This is a genomic window from Allobosea sp. FBZP-16 (assembly GCF_002831785.1).
GTDB classification, from domain to species: domain Bacteria; phylum Pseudomonadota; class Alphaproteobacteria; order Rhizobiales; family Beijerinckiaceae; genus Allobosea; species Allobosea lupini.
The window spans coordinates 34301-50994 of sequence record NZ_LNCQ01000009.1 but is presented as its reverse complement, the minus strand read 5'-3'; the positions used below and the strand labels follow the sequence as shown (position 1 = coordinate 50994).

Sequence of the window (16694 nt, the reverse complement as noted above, 5' to 3'; positions counted from 1 at the left end):
AGGAGGCCGAGGACGGCAATGCCGGACCGGAGGAAACGTGGTGTCGCTGACAAGATGGGCTCTGCGGGACAGTCTTCAGGCGTGACGGTCAGTGGTATCGGCGCGACGTGGCGAGGGCAAGGCAGTGCCGGCCTGTTCACAGCTTGCGATCGGTTTCGGCAGGGCGGCGCAGCTCCGCGGCAAGCATGCCGTAGAGCAGGTGGTCGGCCCAGGCGCCGTTGATGCGCAGGTAGCCGCGCGCCTCGCCCTCACGGGTGAAGCCGACGCGCTCCAGCAACCGGCGCGAGGGCTCGTTATGCGGCAGGCAGGCGGCTTCGACGCGGTGCAAAGCGAGTTCGGAAAAGGCGAAGTCGAGTGCGCCGCGCACTGCTTCGGTCATGTGGCCTTTGCCGGCATGGCGCTGGCCCATCCAGTAGCCGAGCGTGCAGGCCTGGGCGACACCGCGCCTGACGAGACCCAGCGTCAGCCCGCCGAGCAGCGCCTCCGAGCGGGCGTCGAGGACGAACAGGGAATAGGCTTCGTCGGTCGCGATCTCGCGGGCCGCGCGCTTCACCCGCAAGCGGAACGAGGCTCGGGACAGATCGTCTTCGGTCCAGACCGGCTCCCAGGGGGTGAGAAAGTCGCGGCTCTCCATCCGCAGATTCGCCCAGGCCGAATAGTCGCCGGCGAGCGGAGCACGCAGGATCAGGTTCTGCGTCCTGATCAGCGGCCGCGCCGGCGGGTCGGTGGCGAAGCGGAAGAGAGCCATTGGAGTCAGGCGGCTCGCGCCAGCAGCGCGCGCAAGGCCGTCACGGGGGCAAGACCGTCGAGCGGGCCGACGGCCGCGACCGTGACCACGCCGTCGAGCAGGCCCTGACCGGCCGCCCGCACATCGGCGAGGCTGACCGCGTCGAGCCGGCGCGCCAGCTCCTCGCGCGGGATCGCCCGGCCGAAGACCAGCACTTGTCGCGCCATCTGCTCGAGCTTGCCGCCAGGGCTTTCGAGCGAGGCCAGCAGGCCGACCTTCATCTGCGCCCGGGCCCGGGCGACCTCGGCTTCGCTGACGTCGCGAGCAGCCTGGCTCAGGCAGTCGAGCGCGACCTCGACCAGCTCGCCGACATCCTCCGGCGCGGTGCCCGCGCTGATGCCGAAGACGCCGCAATCGGAGAAGGGCCAGTGGAAGGCATCGACCGCATAGGCGAGGCCGCGGCGCTCGCGCACCTCCTGGAAGAGGCGCGATGACAGGCCGCCACCGAGCACGGCCGAGAAGATCTGCAGCGGATAGTGGACGCCGTTGGTGAACGGCTTGCCGGGGAAACCCAGCACGATGTGTACCTGTTCCTCGTCGCCGTCGATGCGGGCTTCGCCACCATGATAGGCCGCCGGCGTGCGCGCCGCGGGAGCGTTTGCGGGCCGTGCCGGCAGCGCTGCGAGCGCCTGTTCCGCCAGCGCGACCAACTCGTCATGGTCGACCGCACCGGCTGCGGCCAGCACCATGTTGCCGGCATGGTAGTGTCGGTCGAGATAGGCGCGGATCGCCTCGGGCGTGAAGCTCTTCACGGTCTCCGCCGTGCCGAGGATCGGCCGGCCGAGCGGCTGCTCCGGGAAGGCGGCCTGCAGGAAGCGGTCATACACGAGGTCGTCCGGCGTATCCTGGACGGCGCCGATTTCCTGCAGGATCACGCCCTTCTCGCGCGCCAGCTCCTCCTCGGTGAGCGAGGGTTGGGTCAGGATATCCGCGAGGATGTCGACCGCCAACGGCAGATCCTGGCCGAGCACGCGGGCGGTGTAGCAGGTATATTCCACCGAGGTCGCGGCGTTGAGGTCGCCGCCGACGCTCTCGATCTCCTCGGCGATCTGCAAGGCGGTGCGCCGGGCCGTGCCCTTGAAGGCCATGTGCTCGAGCAGATGGGCAAGGCCGTGCTCATGCGGCAGCTCGTCCCGTGCGCCGGCCCCGATCCAGATGCCGAGCGACACGGTCGAGGCATGGGCCATGTGCTCGGAGACGATGCGCAGGCCCGACGGCAGCGTCGTCAGGCTGACGGCCGGGTCGTGGCCGGCTTCGCCTGGTTTCACGGGCTTCTCGATCTTGGCCTTGAGCGTCTTGGCTGCCGTCATGCTGCGGCACTCCTGACGGCCCGTGCCCGCTCGACGATGAAGCGTTCGAGCTTGCTTTGGTCGTTCGGCAGCAGGCTGAAGCGCTCCTTGCGCTCCATCAGGTCGGCGAGATGCTCCGGGAGAGCGGGCGTCACGCCGCTCGCCGCCGCGACGGCGGCCGGGAACTTGGCCGGGTGGGCGGTGCCGAGCGCGACGACCGGCGTGGCCGGATCGGCCGCAAGCAGCTTGCGGGCGGCAGCGACGCCGATCGCGCTGTGCGGGTCGAGCAGATAGCCGGCTTCGCGCCAGGTGGTGCCGATCTCGGCCGCGATCGCGGCCTCGTCCTGCGAGAGCGCATCGAAATCGGCGCGGATACGGGCGAGTGGCTCAGGAGCGATCTCGAAGCGTCCGGACTGCGCCAGCGACTGCATCAGCCTGCGCACGGCGACGCCGTCTCGGCCATGCGCCTCGAACAGCAGCCGCTCGAAATTCGAGGAGATCTGGATGTCCATCGAGGGTGAGCTCGTCGCCGCGACGCCGCGCATCTCGTAAATGCCGGTTTCGAGCGTGCGTGCCAGGATGTCGTTGCTGTTGGTGCCGACCATCAGCCGGCCGATCGGCAGCCCCATCTGCTTGGCGATCCAGCCGGCGAGGATGTCGCCGAAATTGCCGGTCGGCACCGCGAACGAGATGGGCCGGTGCGGCGCGCCGAGCGCAACGGCCGCGGTGAAGTAGTAGACGACCTGCGCCGCGATCCTTGCCCAGTTGATCGAGTTGACGCCGGAGAGCCGGATCTCGTCACGGAAGGCGTGGTGGTTGAACAGCGCCTTCACCAGATTCTGGCAGTCGTCGAAGGTGCCCTCGACCGCGATGGCGTGGACATTGTCCGCCTCGACCGTGGTCATCTGCCGGCGCTGCACGTCGGAGACGCGGCCTTCCGGATAGAGGATGAAGACGTCGACGCGTTCCAGCCCCTTGAAGGCGTCGATCGCGGCGCCGCCGGTGTCGCCCGAAGTCGCTCCGACGATGGTGGCGCGTTCGCCGCGCTGGGCCAGCACATGATCCATCAGCCGCCCGAGCAGCTGCATCGCCACATCCTTGAAGGCGAGCGTCGGGCCATGGAAGAGCTCGAGCGAAAACAGGTTGTCGCCGAGCTGGACCAGCGGGCAGACAGCCGGATGGCGGAACGTGCCATAGGCCTCGCTGATCATGGCCTTCAGCGCATCGGCGGCGATGTCGCCATCGGCGAGCGCGCCGAGGACGCGCTCCGCGACCTCGGCGTAGGGCTTGCCGGCGAAGCCGGCGATCTCCTGCGCGCTGAAACGCGGCAGGGCTTGCGGCAGATAGAGGCCGCCGTCACGGGCAAGTCCGGCGAGCAGCGCGTCGGCGAAGGAGAGAGACGGCGCTTCGCCGCGGGTCGAAATATGCAGCACGGTTCTTGATCTCGGATGGCGTGCTGATCCTATAGGCCCGTTGGCGAGGGAGGGCAAAAGCAAAGGCTGATTAGCCGCTCTGCGTCGGCCTCCGCGCCTGCCAGGCATAAGCGCCGAACACCCCGATCAGCGTCAGCGCCAGCCCCCACCAGGTCAGCGCATATTGCAGATGGTTGTCCGGGATGCGGGCGATCAGCTCCTTGGCATCGACCCCGGCCGGCGGGGTCAGCCCGTCGCCCTGGCGCTCGGCCTCCAGATAGAACGGCGCCGCTGCGGGCAGGCCGAGAGATGCGGCAATCGCTGCGGGGTCTCGCGTGTAGAATTCGCGCTGCTGTGGCAGATCGGCGGGGGTGAAGCTGTTGCGAGCCTCCGGGATGCGCAGGAAGCCGGTGACGGTCGCCTGGCCGCTTGCCGGCGTGATGGCGCCAAAACGCGCCTCCGGCACGAAGCCGCGATTGATCAGGATGGTCGCGCCGTCCTCCAGCCGAAAACCCTGGAAGACCCAGCGGCCGAAGCCGGAGAGCTGGCGTGAGCCGGGCGGACCGGCGGCGATCGTCGTGCGCACGCCGGCAATGCCGTCGAGATAGCTGCCCTTGGCAACAGCCCTTGTGAGATCGACGGCTGCGAGGTCGAGCCGCGGCCAGTCGCTCGCCGGCGGCAGCGGGGCAGCGGAGCCTGCGGCTTGCGTCTCCAGACGGGTGATGAAGGCGCGCTTCTCGTCCATACGCTGCCATTGCCAGGCACCGAGATAGAAGAGCACGCCGACGCCGACGACGGTCAGGAGCGCCGGCAGCAGCAGCTTCGGCCGGGGCGTGGAAGACGCGGACTCGCTCACTTCTTCAACCTGCCTTCCTCGGCCTTGTGGGCATATTGCAGGGCGACTGCGAGCCCCTTCATCGGCCTGAGCAGTCCCAGGCAGGTGATGAGCGCCAGCGGCAGCCAGAGCAGGAGATGCAGCCAGATCGGCGGGGTGTAGGCGATCTCGACATAGAGCGCGAGGCCGAGCACGAAGAAGCCCGCGATCAGCATGATGAACACCGCCGGCCCGTCGGCCGAATCGGCGAAGGCGAAGTCCAGCCCACAGGCGGCGCAGCGCGGCTTCAGCTTGAGGTAGCCGTCGAATAGCTTGCCCTCGCCGCAGCGCGGGCAGCGACCGGTCAGGCCCGTCGCATAGGGCGAGGGCGGAGTGATCTGGGGCTGCGCCATGGCGGTCTCCTCAAATGGAAAGGGCGGCCTCGCGGCCGCCCCTTTTTGAAGGTTCGCGGCCGCTTCCGGCCCGAGTGCTAGTGTGCCGCAGGCGCCCCGGCGCCCCAGACATAGATCGAGGCGAACAGGAACAGCCAGACCACGTCGACGAAGTGCCAGTACCAGGCGGCGAACTCGAAGCCGAGATGCTGATCCGGCTTGAAGTGGCCGAGATAGACGCGCCACAGGCAGATCGCCAGGAAGATCGTGCCGATGATGACGTGGAAACCGTGGAAGCCGGTCGCCATGAAGAAGGTCGCGCCGTAGATGTTGCCTTTGAAGGCGAAGGCGGCGTGCGAGTACTCGTAGGCCTGGCACAGCGTGAACAGGATGCCGAGGATCACGGTCAGCCAGAGGGCCTGCTTCAGGCTCTTGCGATCGCCCTGGATCAGGGCGTAGTGCGCCCAGGTCACGGTCGTGCCGGAGGTCAGCAGGATCAGCGTGTTGAGCAGCGGCAGATGCCAGGGGTCGAAGGTCTCGATGCCCTTCGGCGGCCAGTGCCCGCCGGTGAACTCGGCGCGGGCGAACTGGATGTGCTCGCCGGTGAACAGGCTCGCGTCGAAATAGGCCCAGAACCAGGCGACGAAGAACATCACCTCGGAGGCGATGAACATCATCATGCCGTAGCGATGGTGCAGCTGCACCACGCGGGTGTGATGCCCCTCGCGCTCGGCCTCGCGGGTCACGTCCATCCACCAGGCGAGCATGGTGTAGAGCACGCCGAGCAGGCCGACGCCGAACACGAGCGGGCCGATGTTCATGCCGAGCAGCGGCAGCGCCTTCATCCACATCACCGCGCCGATCGCCATGATGGTCGCGCTGGCGGCGCCGACGATCGGCCACGGGCTCGGATCGACGAGGTGGTAGTCGTGGTTCTTGGTATGAGCCCCGGCCATCGTGCTTAAGTCTCCGCGTCCGTAGAAGTGCAGCGCTTGTCGCGCAGCTTTATAGTTTCGATTGGTTGCCGTCACCCTTGGTTTCCGCCACCGGCTGCCCGTTCTTCGACGGGAAGTAGGTGTAGGACAGGGTGATCGATTTCAGGCTGGCGAGCTCGCGGTTCAACTCGATCTCAGGATCGATGTAGAACACAACCGGGGCTTCCAGAGTCTCTCCGGGCTGCAGCGTCGTCTCGGTGAAGCAGAAGCACTGGATCTTGACGAAATAGGCGCCCGACTGGTTCGGCTGGACATTGTAGGTCGCGATCCCGGTCATCGGCCGCGAGGACGTGTTGGTGATCTTGTAGAACACCGTCTGCGTCACGCCGACCTGTGCCCTGATTTCGGTCTTCTCCGCCTCGAAGCGCCAGCCCAGCGCGGGCGCGACATTGGCGTCGAAGGCGACCGAGACGATCCGCTCGCTGGTCTTGCCGGTGGCGGCGGTGCCGACCATCGGCGTACCGGCGAAGCCCGTGACCTTGCAGAACAGGTTGTAGAGCGGCACCGCGGCGAAGGAGAGCCCGGTCATGGCGATGACGGCGGCGCTGCAGGCCAGGACGGTGCGGCGGTTGCGGGAGGCGGTGCTCATCGCGTCACAGCGGCCGGTTGAGGATCGCCGGCCCGGTCTTGGCCAGCGTCACGATGAAGAAGAAGACCACGAGGCCGCCGAGCACGAGCGCGAGCGCAATCGAGCGGCGATTGCGCCTGGCCATGTCCTCCGGCGAGAACGCCGCCGGCGGCTGCTTCCTGTCCTGCGGGCCCTGGCTCATCCCAGCACCTTGGGCAGGGCCCACATCAGGCCGAGGCCGTTCTCGGCCAGCAGCACGGCGAAGAGCAGGAAGAGATAGAGGATCGAGAAGCCGAACAGCGCATAGGCCGCCTTGTTGGCCGGCTCGCCCTCGGTGACGTGCAGCACGCGCAGCGACAGGCCGATCATGGCAAGGCCGGTGACGACCGAGACGATCAGGTAGATCAGCCCGCCGAAGCCCATCAGCGCCGGCAGCACAGCGACCGGGGCCAGAACCAGCGTATAGGCGACGATCTGGCGGCGCGTCGCGGCCGGGCCGGCGACGTTCGGCAGCATCGGGATGCCGGCGCGGGCGTAGTCGCCAGACTTGACCAGCGCCAGAGCCCAGAAATGCGGCGGCGTCCAGAGGAAGATGATGGCGAACAGGACGATCGAGGTCAGGCCGAAATCGCCGGTGACGACGGCCTCGCCGATCATCGGCGGGAAGGCGCCGGCGGCGCCGCCGATGACGATGTTCTGCGGCGTCGCCCGCTTCAGCCACATCGAATAGACGACGGCGTAGAAGAAGATCGTGAAGGCCAGCATCGCCGCAGAGAGCAGGTTGGCGACGAGGCCGAGCACCAGCACGGAGCCGATCGAAAGCGTCAGCCCGAAGGCAAGCGCCTCGGACGGCAGGATGCGGCCGGCGGGGATCGGCCGGTTGGCGGTACGCGCCATCACCGCGTCGATATCGGCGTCCCACCACATGTTGAGGCAGCCCGAGGCGCCGGCGCCGACCGAGATCGCCAGCAGCGCGGCAAGGCCGATGACCGGATTGACTGTGCCCGGCGCCGCGATCATGCCGCCGAGCGCCGTCACGATCACGAGGAACATCACCCGCGGCTTGAGCAGCGCGAAGAAGTCCTGCGCCTCGCCGGGGGAACTCAGCGAGACGCCGTCGTCAGCCTGGGTGATCTGATCGAAGGCAGCAGACATCGAAACTCGTTCACTTCAACGTTCGAAGACACCTCAATCGGGTGTCGCTTGCGGGATCCGCCCGTCTCCGGAACGCCCTGGATCAGGCGCTCGGGGGAGGGGCGGCGGCGGGCTTTTGGCCCGCCGCCGGTGTGTTCAGTGGTCCGAGCCGGTGATGCGCGGCAGCGTCTCGAACTGGTGGAAGGGCGGCGGCGAGGACAGGGTCCACTCCAGCGTGGTGGCGCCTTCGCCCCACGGATTGTTGCCGGCGAGCTCCTTCTTGGTGAAGGCGACGACGATGCCGTAGAGCCAGACCAGCAGGCCGGCCGCGAAGATGTAGGAGCCGATCGACGACCAGAAGTGCCAGCCGGCGAAGGCGTCGGGATAGTCGACATAGTGCCGCGGCATGCCCGAGAGCCCGAGGAAGTGCTGCGGGAAGAACAGCAGGTTCGCGCCGATGAAGGCGACCCAGAAGTGCAGCCGGCCGATCCAGTCCGGGATGATGTAGCCGCTCATCTTCGGGAACCAGTAGTAGAAGCCCGCGAAGATGCCGAACACCGCGCCGAGCGACAGCACGTAGTGGAAGTGCGCCACCACATAGTAGGTCGCGTGCAGCGAGCGGTCGAGGCCGGCATTGGCCAGCACCACGCCGGTGACGCCGCCGACGGTGAACAGGAAGATGAAGCCGATCGCCCAGACCATCGGCGCGGTGAAGCGGAGCGAGCCGCCCCACATCGTCGCGATCCAGGAGAAGATCTTTACGCCCGTCGGCACCGCGATCACCATCGTCGCGAAGACGAAGTAGCGCTGCGTGTTGAGCGACAGGCCTACCGTGTACATGTGGTGGGCCCAGACGATGAACCCGACAACGCCGATCGCGACCATGGCGTAGGCCATGCCGAGATAGCCGAAGATCGGCTTCTTCGAGAAGGTCGAGATGATGTGGCTGACGATGCCGAAAGCCGGCAGGATCATGATGTACACTTCGGGGTGACCGAAGAACCAGAACAGGTGCTGGTAGAGCACCGGATCGCCGCCGCCGGCCGGATCGTAGAAGGTCGTGCCGAAGTTGCGGTCGGTCAGCAGCATGGTGATCGCGCCGGCAAGGACCGGGAGCGCCAGCAGCAGCAGGAAGGCGGTGACCAGCACGCCCCAGGCGAACAGCGGCATCTTGTGCATGGTCATGCCAGGCGCGCGCATGTTCAGGATGGTGGTGATGAAGTTGATCGCGCCCAGGATCGACGCCGCACCGGCGACGTGGAGCGACAGGATGCCGAAATCGACCGACGGGCCGGGGTGGCCTGCCGACGAGAACGGCGGATAGATCGTCCAGCCCGTGCCGACGCCCTTGGCGCCGGGGGCGCCCTCGACGAACATCGAGATCAGCAGCAGGATCAGGCCCGCGACCGTCAGCCAGAACGAGATGTTGTTCATGCGCGGGAAGGCCATGTCCGGCGCGCCGATCATCAGCGGCACGAACCAGTTGCCGAAGCCGCCGATCACGGCGGGCATGACCATGAAGAAGATCATGATCAGGCCGTGGCCGGTCACGAAGACGTTGTAGCTCTGGCCGTTGGCGAAGATCTGCAGGCCCGGCTGCTGCAGCTCGATGCGCATCATGATCGACAGGAAGCCGCCGATCAGGCCCGCGATGATCGAGAAGATCAGGTAGAGCGTGCCGATGTCTTTATGGTTGGTCGAGAGCAGCCAGCGGCGCCAGCCCGTCGGGGTGTGGTGCTCGTGGGCGTGGGCGTCGTCGTGCCCGTGGGCGTGGGGAGCCGCGGTAGCCATGAATTTCGTCTCCTCCTGCGAATGCGCTTCGCGTGAGTTCGTTCAAGAATGTCGGGTTCAGCGGGTCGCTTCGGCGACCTTGCTGGTGGCGTCGGCCGCATTGGCGAACTTCTGCTTCGCTTCCGCGAGCCAGGCCGTGTAGCGCTCCTGGCTGACGACGCGGATGGCGATCGGCATGAAGGCGTGGTTCTGGCCGCAGATGAACGAGCACTGGCCGTAGAAGATGCCTTCGCGATCGGCCTTGAACCAGGTTTCGTTCAGGCGGCCGGGGATGGCGTCGATCTTCACGCCGAAGGCGGGCAGCGCGAACTTGTGGATGACGTCGGCGCCGGTGACCTGCACGCGCACGATCTTGCCGACCGGCACCACCGCTTCGTTGTCGACGGCGAGCAGGCGCGGCGCCTCGGCCTCGGCAATCTTCTTCGACGAGATTGCCTCGGCGCGCTGCTTCTCGTCGAGCATCAGCGAATCGAAGCCGAAGCTGCCGCCGTCCTGCGGATACTCATAGGACCAGTACCACTGCTTGCCGGTGACCTTCACGGTCATGTCGGCCTGCGGAATCTCCAGCTGCAGCTTGAGCAGGCGGAACGAGGGAATGGCGATCACGACCAGGATCAGGACCGGGACGATCGTCCAGGCGACCTCGAGCAGCGCGTGGTGCGTCGTCTTCGAGGCGACCGGGTTGCGCTTCTCGTTGAAGCGCCAGGCGACGTAGATCAGCAAACCAAGCACGAAGAGCGTGATGATGAAGATGAGGACGTTCACCCAGTCATGGAACCAGTGGATGAACGTCATCACCTCGGAATTGGCCGGCTGGAGATTGATCTCCCAAGGCTGCGGCATGCCGTTCTGGGCCGATGCGACGGCCGGCGAAAACGCTACCAGGGCAGCAGCAAGGGCCGCCAGCGCGTTCCTGAGAGGAGTGGTCACAAATCGCATCGGTCCGACATAGCTCCTTTGATGCCGCGCGATCCGCCTTCGTCAGCTTAAGACAGGCGCGCGCCGGGGCGGCCACGTCTGACCGGCCCGGTTCTTCGGCATTGCGATAAATCAAAGATCACGCTTGCGCCAGTGGGGCAATGAAAGGCTGTGACGCAGCCCGTGCGGCATAAGTACGCGACGAGCGCATGGGTGTCGGGCGGTCGATCTGCGCTGTTTGCAGGGAGTCCGCCACGAGTCTGCCGCGCGGACGCACGTGATCCTTCGCCTTGACAGGAATCGGGACGCATGGTCGGAACGCATTCTCGCGTGGCGGGGGCGCCGTTTCGGTGTGGGTGTGCGCACATTCCCACACCTGTAAGGAGAGGATGACAGGGATGCGCTCATTGATCGGTCCCGTGGCCGCGGCGCTCGCCGTCATCGGCTGCGGCTGGCTCTCGGCCACGCCGGCCCAGGCGCAAGGCGCGGTACGTTCCACCCATGGCGATTGGCAGATGCGCTGCGAGACGCCCCCCGGCGCCAAGGCCGAGCAATGCGCGCTCGTTCAGAACGTCGCCGCCGAGGACCGCCCGAATCTGACGCTGCTCGTCATCGTGCTGAAGACGGCCGACCAGAAGAGCCGTCTGCTGCGCGTGGTCGCCCCGCTTGGCGTCCTGCTCCCCTCCGGCCTCGGTCTCAAGATCGACGACAAGGATATTGGCCGCGCCGGCTTCGTGCGCTGCCTGACCACCGGCTGCGTCGCCGAGGTGGTGATGGACGATACGCTGCTCGGCCAGCTCAAGACTGGTAAGAGCGCCACATTCATCGTGTTTCAGACGCCGGAGGAAGGGGTTGGAATCCCGGTTTCGCTCAACGGATTCGGCCCTGGTGTGGAGGCTTTGCCGTGATTGATCGCTTTGCTGGCCGTTTCGGCCGGTTCATTCTGCCCGCCGGCCTTGCGTTCGCGCTTGCCGGCTGCGGCTCTTCCGGATCGTCGAGCACCGGCGAGCCCAGCGCCACGCAGAAGCTCGGCAATATCCTGATGTTCCAGTCGACCACCCCGCCGCCGGTCGACCAGCTGCCGCAGGACGACGAGGCGAACTTCATCTGCCCGCAGGTGATCATTTCCGATGGTGGCGCGGCGATCCGCGCCCAGTCGGGCCAGGACAGCAGCAGCCTGCGCAGCCAGGTCTCGATCAACACGGTCGCGCGTGAATGCACGCCGATCGGCAAGGATGGCGCCTTCACTCTCAAGGTCGGCGTCGAAGGGCGTATCCTGATCGGACCAGCCGGCAGTCCCGGCAATTATGGCGCGACGCTGTACACGCAGGTGATGCGCAACAACCAGGTGATCGCGCGCCGCAGTTCCCGCGTCGGCGGCGCCATCCCCAGTGGCCAGACCGGTGCCGATTTCTCGCATGTCGAGAGCAACATCTCGGTTCCCGCAGGGTCCGGCGAGGTCGAGATCATCGTCGGCCTGAATCCGGGCGGCGGAGGCGAGCCGGCCCGGCGCCGGCGCAGATAGGCGGCACGCTGCCCTAAATTCACGCGGGCGGGCCGATTGACTCGGCTCCTCGCTCGTCTATTGCTGGCTCAGCCGCATCATCCCCGCGGGAGAGACCGGGACCGGACTTGTCCGGACCCGGCGCCGAAGGCGCAACCGCCCCGGAAACGCTCAGGCAAACGGACCGCGTGGGAATTGGCGCTCTGGAAAGAGGCTGGCTTTTGAAGCCCGCCCACCGACGGGGGTAACTCGCCCAAGGCTTCGGCCGGGCGGGGAAATCTCTCAGGTCCCGAGACAGAGGGGGCGCGCTCCGGACGAATCCGTCCGGGGCTCGCGCTCGACTCTGGAAGGGATGCCATGGCTGCCGAAGCCGAGACTGCAAGCACCGAGCCGCTGCTCAAGACGCCGTTCCACGCCCGCCATGTCACGCTGGGCGCGCGCATGGTGCCGTTCGCCGGCTACGACATGCCGGTCCAGTACCCTGCCGGGATCATGGCCGAGCACAACTGGACGCGCGAGAGCGCCGGCCTGTTCGATGTCTCGCATATGGGCCAGGCCTTCCTCGTCGGTCCCGACCACGAGACCACGGCCCGCGCGCTGGAAGCGCTGATCCCGGCCGACATCGTCAACCTGCCGCCGGGCAAGCAGCGCTATTCGCAGCTGCTGAACGAGGAGGGCGGCATCCTCGACGATCTGATGGTGACGCGCTCGGCCGATCCGGACGAGGACGGCGCGCTGCTGCTCGTCGTCAACGCCGCCTGCAAGACGCAGGACTATGCCCATATCGAGGCGCGGCTGCCGGCCAATGTGAAGCTGGTCAAGGCGGAGCATCGTGGCCTGATCGCCCTGCAGGGGCCGAAGGCGGAGGAAGCGCTGGCGGCGCTCAATCCCGAGGCCGCCGAGATGGGCTTCATGACCTTGCGCACGCTGAAGCTCGGCGGCGTCAAGGCCAATGTCAGCCGCTCCGGCTATACCGGCGAGGACGGCTACGAGATCTCCGCCGCGGCCGACCGGATCGGCGAGATCTGGGATGCGCTCCTGCTCGATGCACGCGTGAAGCCGATCGGCCTCGGCGCGCGCGATTCGCTGCGGCTGGAAGCCGGCTTGTGTCTTTATGGCCATGACATCGACGCCACGACCTCGCCCGTCGAGGCGGCGCTCAACTGGTCGATCCAGAAGCGCCGGCGCGAGGAGGGCGGCTTCCCGGGCGCGGCCCGCATCCAGCGCGAATTCGCCGAGGGGGTCTCGCGCGTCCGCGTCGGCCTGCTGCCGGAAGGCCGGGCTCCGGCCCGCGAGGGCGCCGATATCGCGACCGCCGACGGCACCATCGTCGGCAAGGTCACTTCGGGCGGATTCGGCCCGACCCTGAACGGTCCCTGCGCCATGGGCTATGTCGCCAAGGAGCATTCCGCTCCCGGCACGAAGCTCGACCTGATCGTGCGCGGCAAGCCGCTGCCGGCGACCATCGCCGCGATGCCTTTCGTCCCCAACCGCTACAAGCGCTGAACCCACCTTTTCCGTCGGAGGAAACCATGGCCGAGACCCGCTACACCAAGGACCACGAATACATCCGCGTCGAGGGCGACACCGGCACGGTCGGCATCACCGACTACGCCCAAGGCCAGCTCGGCGACGTCGTCTTCGTCGAGCTGCCGAGCGTCGGCAAGGCGCTGAGCAAGGGCGGGGAAGCCGCCGTCGTCGAGAGCGTCAAGGCGGCGTCCGAGGTCTATGCGCCGGTCTCCGGCGAAGTCGTCGCCGTCAACAGCGAGCTCGAGGCCGCGCCGGGCACCGTCAACGAGGATCCGGCCGGCAAGGGCTGGTTCGTCAAGATCAAGCTCACCAACACGGGAGAGCTCGACGGCCTGCTGAGCGAGGCCGAGTACCAGGACTACGTCAAGACGCTCTGACCCTCACCGAGTCGTCCCGGACAAGCCGCGTAGCGGCGCTGATCCGGGACCCATGCCTGAACCGCTCCGGCATGGGTCCCGGGTCGCCCTCCGGTCGCCCGGGTCGCCCTCCGGTCGCCCGGGACGACCTCGCAGTTTTGAACGGTCGCGACCGTATCAGAGAACGGAACCTCCATGCGCTATCTCCCCCTGACCGAGACCGACCGCGAGGACATGCTCGCGCGCATCGGCGTAACCGATGTCGATGCGCTCTTCTCCGACGTGCCGAGCGGCAAGCTGCTGACAGAACCGCTCGACCTGCCGCGCGCCAAGGGCGAGCTCGAGGTCGAGCGCATCCTCGGCAAGATGTCGTCGAAGAACACGGCGGCCGGCTCGGTGCCGTTCTTCGTCGGGGCCGGTGCGTACAAGCACCATGTCCCCGCGACGGTCGATCACCTGATCCAGCGCTCGGAGTTCCTGACCAGCTATACCCCCTACCAGCCGGAGATCGCGCAGGGCACGCTGCAATATCTGTTCGAGTTCCAGACCCAGGTCGCGGCCCTGACCGGCATGGAGGTCGCAAACGCCTCGATGTATGACGGCTCGACCGGCACGGCCGAAGCGGTGCTGATGGCGCATCGCGTCACCAGGCGGCGCAAGGCCGTGCTCTCCGGCGGACTGCACCCGCACTACACCCAGGTCGTCGAGACGCTGTCGGAGATGGCGAACGACGAGGTCGTGGCGCTGAAGCCCGACATCCGCGCCACCGAGGACATTCTCGCTGCGATCGACGACAGCGTCTCCTGCGTCGTGGTGCAGTCGCCCGACGTCTTCGGCAATCTGCGCGATCTCAAGCCGATCGCCGACAAGGCGCACGCCCATGGCGCGCTCCTGATCGCGGTCTTCACCGAGGTCGTCTCGCTGGGCGCGGTGACGCCGCCGGGTGCGCAGGATGCGGACATCGTCGTCGGCGAGGGCCAGTCGATCGGCAACGCGCTGAACTTCGGTGGCCCCTATGTCGGCCTTTTCGCCGCCAAGTCGAAATACATCCGCCAGATGCCGGGCCGGCTCTGCGGCGAGACGGTCGATGCCGATGGCCGCCGCGGTTTCGTGCTGACGCTCTCGACCCGCGAGCAGCACATCCGCCGCGACAAGGCGACCTCGAACATCTGCACCAATTCCGGCCTCTGCGTGCTGGCCTTCACCATTCACATGACGCTGCTCGGCCAGGCCGGCCTGACCCGGCTCGCCGAGGTCAACCACGCCAATGCGGTGAAGCTCGCCGACGCGCTGTCCGGCGTGAAAGGTGCCGAAATCCTCAACGAGAGCTTCTTCAACGAGTTTACCGTGAAGCTCGCCAAGCCGGCGGCAGAGGTGGCCGAAGCGCTCGCCGCCAGGGGCATCCTGGCTGGCGTGCCTGTCTCTCGGCTTCTGCCGGGCGCCGGGCTCGACGATCTCCTGATCGTCGCCAATACCGAAGTGAACACGGATGAGGATCGGGCGGCCTTCGTGGCGGCGCTCGCGGAGGTGCTGTGATGCTGAACCGTCAGGGACGTCCCAGCCAGGCTGGTGAAGCTTCCGCCGAGGTCCATGAGACCTTCACCGGCAACCGCGCGCTCCAGCAGATCGAGCCGCTGATCTTCGAGATCGGCCATCACGAGACGACCGGCGTCGACATCGACAAGCCTGCGCCGTTCAAGAGCCGCCTCGGCAAGCATGCCCGCCAGGGTGAGATCGGCCTGCCCGGCCTCTCCGAGCCGGAGACGATGCGCCATTATGTGCGCCTCAGCCAGAAGAACTACGGCATCGACACCGGGCTCTTCCCGCTCGGCTCCTGCACGATGAAGCACAATGCCCGCCTCAACGAGAAGGTGGCGCGGCTGCCGGGTTTCTCCGACGTGCATCCGCTGCAGCCCACATCGACCGTGCCGGGCGCCCTAGACGTCATGCTCGAGCTCGCCCGCTACCTGATGACGCTGACCGGCATGCCGGCCGTGGCGCTGTCGCCCAAGGCCGGTGCTCATGGCGAAGCCTGCGGCATGATGGCGATCAAGGCTGCGATCGCCGCCAAGGGCGAGGGTGCGACCCGCACTGTCGTGCTGGTCCCTGAATCGGCTCACGGCACCAACCCGGCGACCGCCGCGCTGATCGGCTTTTCGGTGAAGGCCGTTCCGGCCCGTCCGGACGGCACCGTCGCGGTCGAGGACGTCAAGGCCCTGCTCGGCCCCGACGTTGCCGCGATCATGCTGACCAACCCCAACACCTGCGGCATCTTCGAGCCGCAGATCGTCGAGATCGCCGCGGCGATGCATGAGGCAGGTGCCTATTTCTACTGCGACGGCGCCAACTTCAACGCGATCGTCGGCAAGGCGCGACCGGGCGATCTCGGCGTCGATGCCATGCATATCAACCTGCACAAGACCTTCTCGACCCCGCATGGCGGCGGCGGCCCGGGCGCAGGGCCGGTCGTGCTGTCGGAGCGGCTGGCGCCGTACGCGCCGGTGCCGTTCATCCATGTCGAGGGCGGCAAGTCGCGTCTCGTCGAGCACAAGGCCGATGCGCCCGAGGGCAGCGACCCGTTCGGTCGCATGACCGCCTTCCACGGCCAGATGGGCATGTATGTCCGGGCACTGGCCTACATGCTGAGCCATGGCGCCGACGGCATGAAGCAGGCGTCGGAAGATGCCGTGCTCAATGCCAACTACATCCGCGCCGGCCTCGCCGACCTGATGTCGCTGCCCTTCCCGGATCACCCCTCGATGCATGAGGCGTTGTTCGACGACGACTGGCTGAAGGGCACCGGCGTTACCACGCTCGACTTCGCCAAGGCGATGATCGACGAGGGCTACCACCCGATGACGGTGTATTTCCCGCTCGTCGTCCACGGCGCCATGCTGATCGAGCCGACCGAGTCCGAATCGAAGGCCTCGCTCGACCTGTTCATCGCGACGCTGCGCGACCTCGCCATCGCCGCCAAGGGCAACGACAAGAGCCGCTTCACCGCGGCTCCCCATCACGCCCCGATGCGCCGTCTCGACGAGACCAGGGCCGCGCGCCAGCCGGTGCTGAAATGGGAAAAGCCCGCGCCCGTGAAGGAAGCGGCGGAGTAACACCTGTCGAGAGGGCAGGGCCGGTTGCTCCTGCCCTTTCGTCACCCGAGCCGGCTGCCTTAAGTCTTCCTTGACCATATGCGAGGGAAGCTTC

General features: G+C 67.1%; 17 protein-coding genes and 2 riboswitches. Of the genes, 6 read left to right on the top strand and 11 right to left on the bottom strand.

The genetic code is table 11. From position 1 onward, the window contains the following. Positions 1-136: 136 nt before the first annotated feature. The 11 genes from CXY91_RS02390 to coxB form a co-directional block, all read right to left on the bottom strand. Positions 137-748, bottom strand: coding sequence for a GNAT family N-acetyltransferase (locus CXY91_RS02390; protein ID WP_100959148.1), 612 nt, complete (start codon positions 746-748; stop codon positions 137-139). A 5-nt stretch (positions 749-753) separates the two neighbouring features. Continuing rightward, entirely contained in the window at positions 754-2097 is a 1344-nt protein-coding gene (locus CXY91_RS02385) for a M16 family metallopeptidase (protein WP_091831839.1), read from the bottom strand. Next, on the bottom strand, positions 2094-3509 hold the full coding sequence (gene thrC, locus CXY91_RS02380; RefSeq protein ID WP_100959147.1) for a threonine synthase: 1416 nt from the start codon (positions 3507-3509) through the stop codon (positions 2094-2096). Before thrC ends, CXY91_RS02385 begins: the two co-directional genes overlap by 4 nt. Before the next feature lie 70 nt (positions 3510-3579). Next, on the bottom strand, positions 3580-4344 hold the full coding sequence (locus tag CXY91_RS02375; RefSeq protein ID WP_100959146.1) for an SURF1 family protein: 765 nt from the start codon (positions 4342-4344) through the stop codon (positions 3580-3582). Next, positions 4341-4715 carry a DUF983 domain-containing protein gene (locus CXY91_RS02370; RefSeq protein WP_100959145.1) on the bottom strand — a complete coding sequence of 125 codons (375 nt, stop codon included), beginning with the start codon at positions 4713-4715 and terminating at the stop codon, positions 4341-4343. Before CXY91_RS02370 ends, CXY91_RS02375 begins: the two co-directional genes overlap by 4 nt. A 77-nt stretch (positions 4716-4792) precedes the next feature. After that, positions 4793-5650, bottom strand: coding sequence for a cytochrome c oxidase subunit 3 (locus CXY91_RS02365; protein WP_091831830.1), 858 nt, complete (start codon positions 5648-5650; stop codon positions 4793-4795). A gap of 49 nt (positions 5651-5699) precedes the next feature. Next, positions 5700-6278, bottom strand: a complete 579-nt coding sequence (locus CXY91_RS02360) for a cytochrome c oxidase assembly protein (protein ID WP_091831828.1) — start codon at positions 6276-6278, stop codon at positions 5700-5702. A 4-nt stretch (positions 6279-6282) separates the two neighbouring features. Beyond that, positions 6283-6459 (bottom strand): hypothetical protein, encoded by a 177-nt coding sequence (locus CXY91_RS30505; protein WP_167561570.1) that lies wholly within the window; start codon positions 6457-6459, stop codon positions 6283-6285. Continuing rightward, on the bottom strand, positions 6456-7412 hold the full coding sequence (locus CXY91_RS02355; RefSeq protein WP_100959144.1) for a heme o synthase: 957 nt from the start codon (positions 7410-7412) through the stop codon (positions 6456-6458). Before CXY91_RS02355 ends, CXY91_RS30505 begins: the two co-directional genes overlap by 4 nt. Positions 7413-7547: 135 nt before the next feature. Next, positions 7548-9182 carry a cytochrome c oxidase subunit I gene (gene ctaD / locus CXY91_RS02350; RefSeq protein WP_100959143.1) on the bottom strand — a complete coding sequence of 545 codons (1635 nt, stop codon included), beginning with the start codon at positions 9180-9182 and terminating at the stop codon, positions 7548-7550. Positions 9183-9239: 57 nt separating this feature from the next. Further along, positions 9240-10121, bottom strand: a complete 882-nt coding sequence (gene coxB, locus CXY91_RS02345; RefSeq protein ID WP_091831822.1) for a cytochrome c oxidase subunit II — start codon at positions 10119-10121, stop codon at positions 9240-9242. A 377-nt stretch (positions 10122-10498) separates the two neighbouring features. Here coxB and CXY91_RS02340 point away from each other — a divergent pair, with 377 nt between their 5' ends. The 6 genes from CXY91_RS02340 to gcvPB all read left to right on the top strand — a co-directional run bounded on the left by CXY91_RS02340 (position 10499) and on the right by gcvPB (position 16600). Then, a complete protein-coding gene (locus CXY91_RS02340) occupies positions 10499-11008 on the top strand; it encodes an invasion associated locus B family protein (RefSeq protein ID WP_244543751.1) in 510 nt (169 codons plus the stop codon). Next, the gene (locus CXY91_RS02335; protein ID WP_091831818.1) at positions 11005-11625 is read left to right on the top strand and encodes a hypothetical protein; all 621 of its coding nucleotides are present in this window, start codon (positions 11005-11007) and stop codon (positions 11623-11625) included. Before CXY91_RS02340 ends, CXY91_RS02335 begins: the two co-directional genes overlap by 4 nt. 76 nt (positions 11626-11701) lie before the next feature. Continuing rightward, positions 11702-11801: riboswitch (glycine riboswitch) on the top strand. A gap of 4 nt (positions 11802-11805) precedes the next feature. Next, positions 11806-11904: riboswitch (glycine riboswitch) on the top strand. Between the two features lie 57 nt (positions 11905-11961). Beyond that, positions 11962-13110 (top strand): glycine cleavage system aminomethyltransferase GcvT, encoded by a 1149-nt coding sequence (gene gcvT / locus CXY91_RS02330; RefSeq protein ID WP_091831815.1) that lies wholly within the window; start codon positions 11962-11964, stop codon positions 13108-13110. Between the two features lie 26 nt (positions 13111-13136). Beyond that, a complete protein-coding gene (gcvH, locus tag CXY91_RS02325; protein ID WP_091831813.1) occupies positions 13137-13511 on the top strand; it encodes a glycine cleavage system protein GcvH in 375 nt (124 codons plus the stop codon). Positions 13512-13685: 174 nt separating this feature from the next. After that, on the top strand, positions 13686-15026 hold the full coding sequence (gene gcvPA / locus CXY91_RS02320; protein WP_100959142.1) for an aminomethyl-transferring glycine dehydrogenase subunit GcvPA: 1341 nt from the start codon (positions 13686-13688) through the stop codon (positions 15024-15026). Next, entirely contained in the window at positions 15026-16600 is a 1575-nt protein-coding gene (gcvPB, locus tag CXY91_RS02315) for an aminomethyl-transferring glycine dehydrogenase subunit GcvPB (protein ID WP_100959141.1), read from the top strand. The genes gcvPA and gcvPB overlap by 1 nt, the downstream gene beginning before the upstream one ends. Positions 16601-16694 lie beyond the last annotated feature (94 nt).

Excerpts from the sequence above, each read along its gene's own strand:
- CXY91_RS02370 (WP_100959145.1), bottom strand. The coding sequence starts at position 4,715 with ATGGCGCAGCCCCAGATCACTCCGCCCTCGCCCTATGCGACGGGCCTG.
- CXY91_RS02365 (WP_091831830.1), bottom strand. The coding sequence starts at position 5,650 with ATGGCCGGGGCTCATACCAAGAACCACGACTACCACCTCGTCGATCCG.
- CXY91_RS02390 (WP_100959148.1), bottom strand. The coding sequence starts at position 748 with ATGGCTCTCTTCCGCTTCGCCACCGACCCGCCGGCGCGGCCGCTGATC.
- gcvT (WP_091831815.1), top strand. The coding sequence starts at position 11,962 with ATGGCTGCCGAAGCCGAGACTGCAAGCACCGAGCCGCTGCTCAAGACG.
- gcvH (WP_091831813.1), top strand. The coding sequence starts at position 13,137 with ATGGCCGAGACCCGCTACACCAAGGACCACGAATACATCCGCGTCGAG.
- coxB (WP_091831822.1), bottom strand. The coding sequence starts at position 10,121 with ATGCGATTTGTGACCACTCCTCTCAGGAACGCGCTGGCGGCCCTTGCT.
- gcvPA (WP_100959142.1), top strand. The coding sequence starts at position 13,686 with ATGCGCTATCTCCCCCTGACCGAGACCGACCGCGAGGACATGCTCGCG.
- CXY91_RS02360 (WP_091831828.1), bottom strand. The coding sequence starts at position 6,278 with ATGAGCACCGCCTCCCGCAACCGCCGCACCGTCCTGGCCTGCAGCGCC.
- gcvPB (WP_100959141.1), top strand. The coding sequence starts at position 15,026 with ATGCTGAACCGTCAGGGACGTCCCAGCCAGGCTGGTGAAGCTTCCGCC.
- CXY91_RS02385 (WP_091831839.1), bottom strand. The coding sequence starts at position 2,097 with ATGACGGCAGCCAAGACGCTCAAGGCCAAGATCGAGAAGCCCGTGAAA.
- CXY91_RS30505 (WP_167561570.1), bottom strand. The coding sequence starts at position 6,459 with ATGAGCCAGGGCCCGCAGGACAGGAAGCAGCCGCCGGCGGCGTTCTCG.
- ctaD (WP_100959143.1), bottom strand. The coding sequence starts at position 9,182 with ATGGCTACCGCGGCTCCCCACGCCCACGGGCACGACGACGCCCACGCC.
- CXY91_RS02340 (WP_244543751.1), top strand. The coding sequence starts at position 10,499 with ATGCGCTCATTGATCGGTCCCGTGGCCGCGGCGCTCGCCGTCATCGGC.
- CXY91_RS02355 (WP_100959144.1), bottom strand. The coding sequence starts at position 7,412 with ATGTCTGCTGCCTTCGATCAGATCACCCAGGCTGACGACGGCGTCTCG.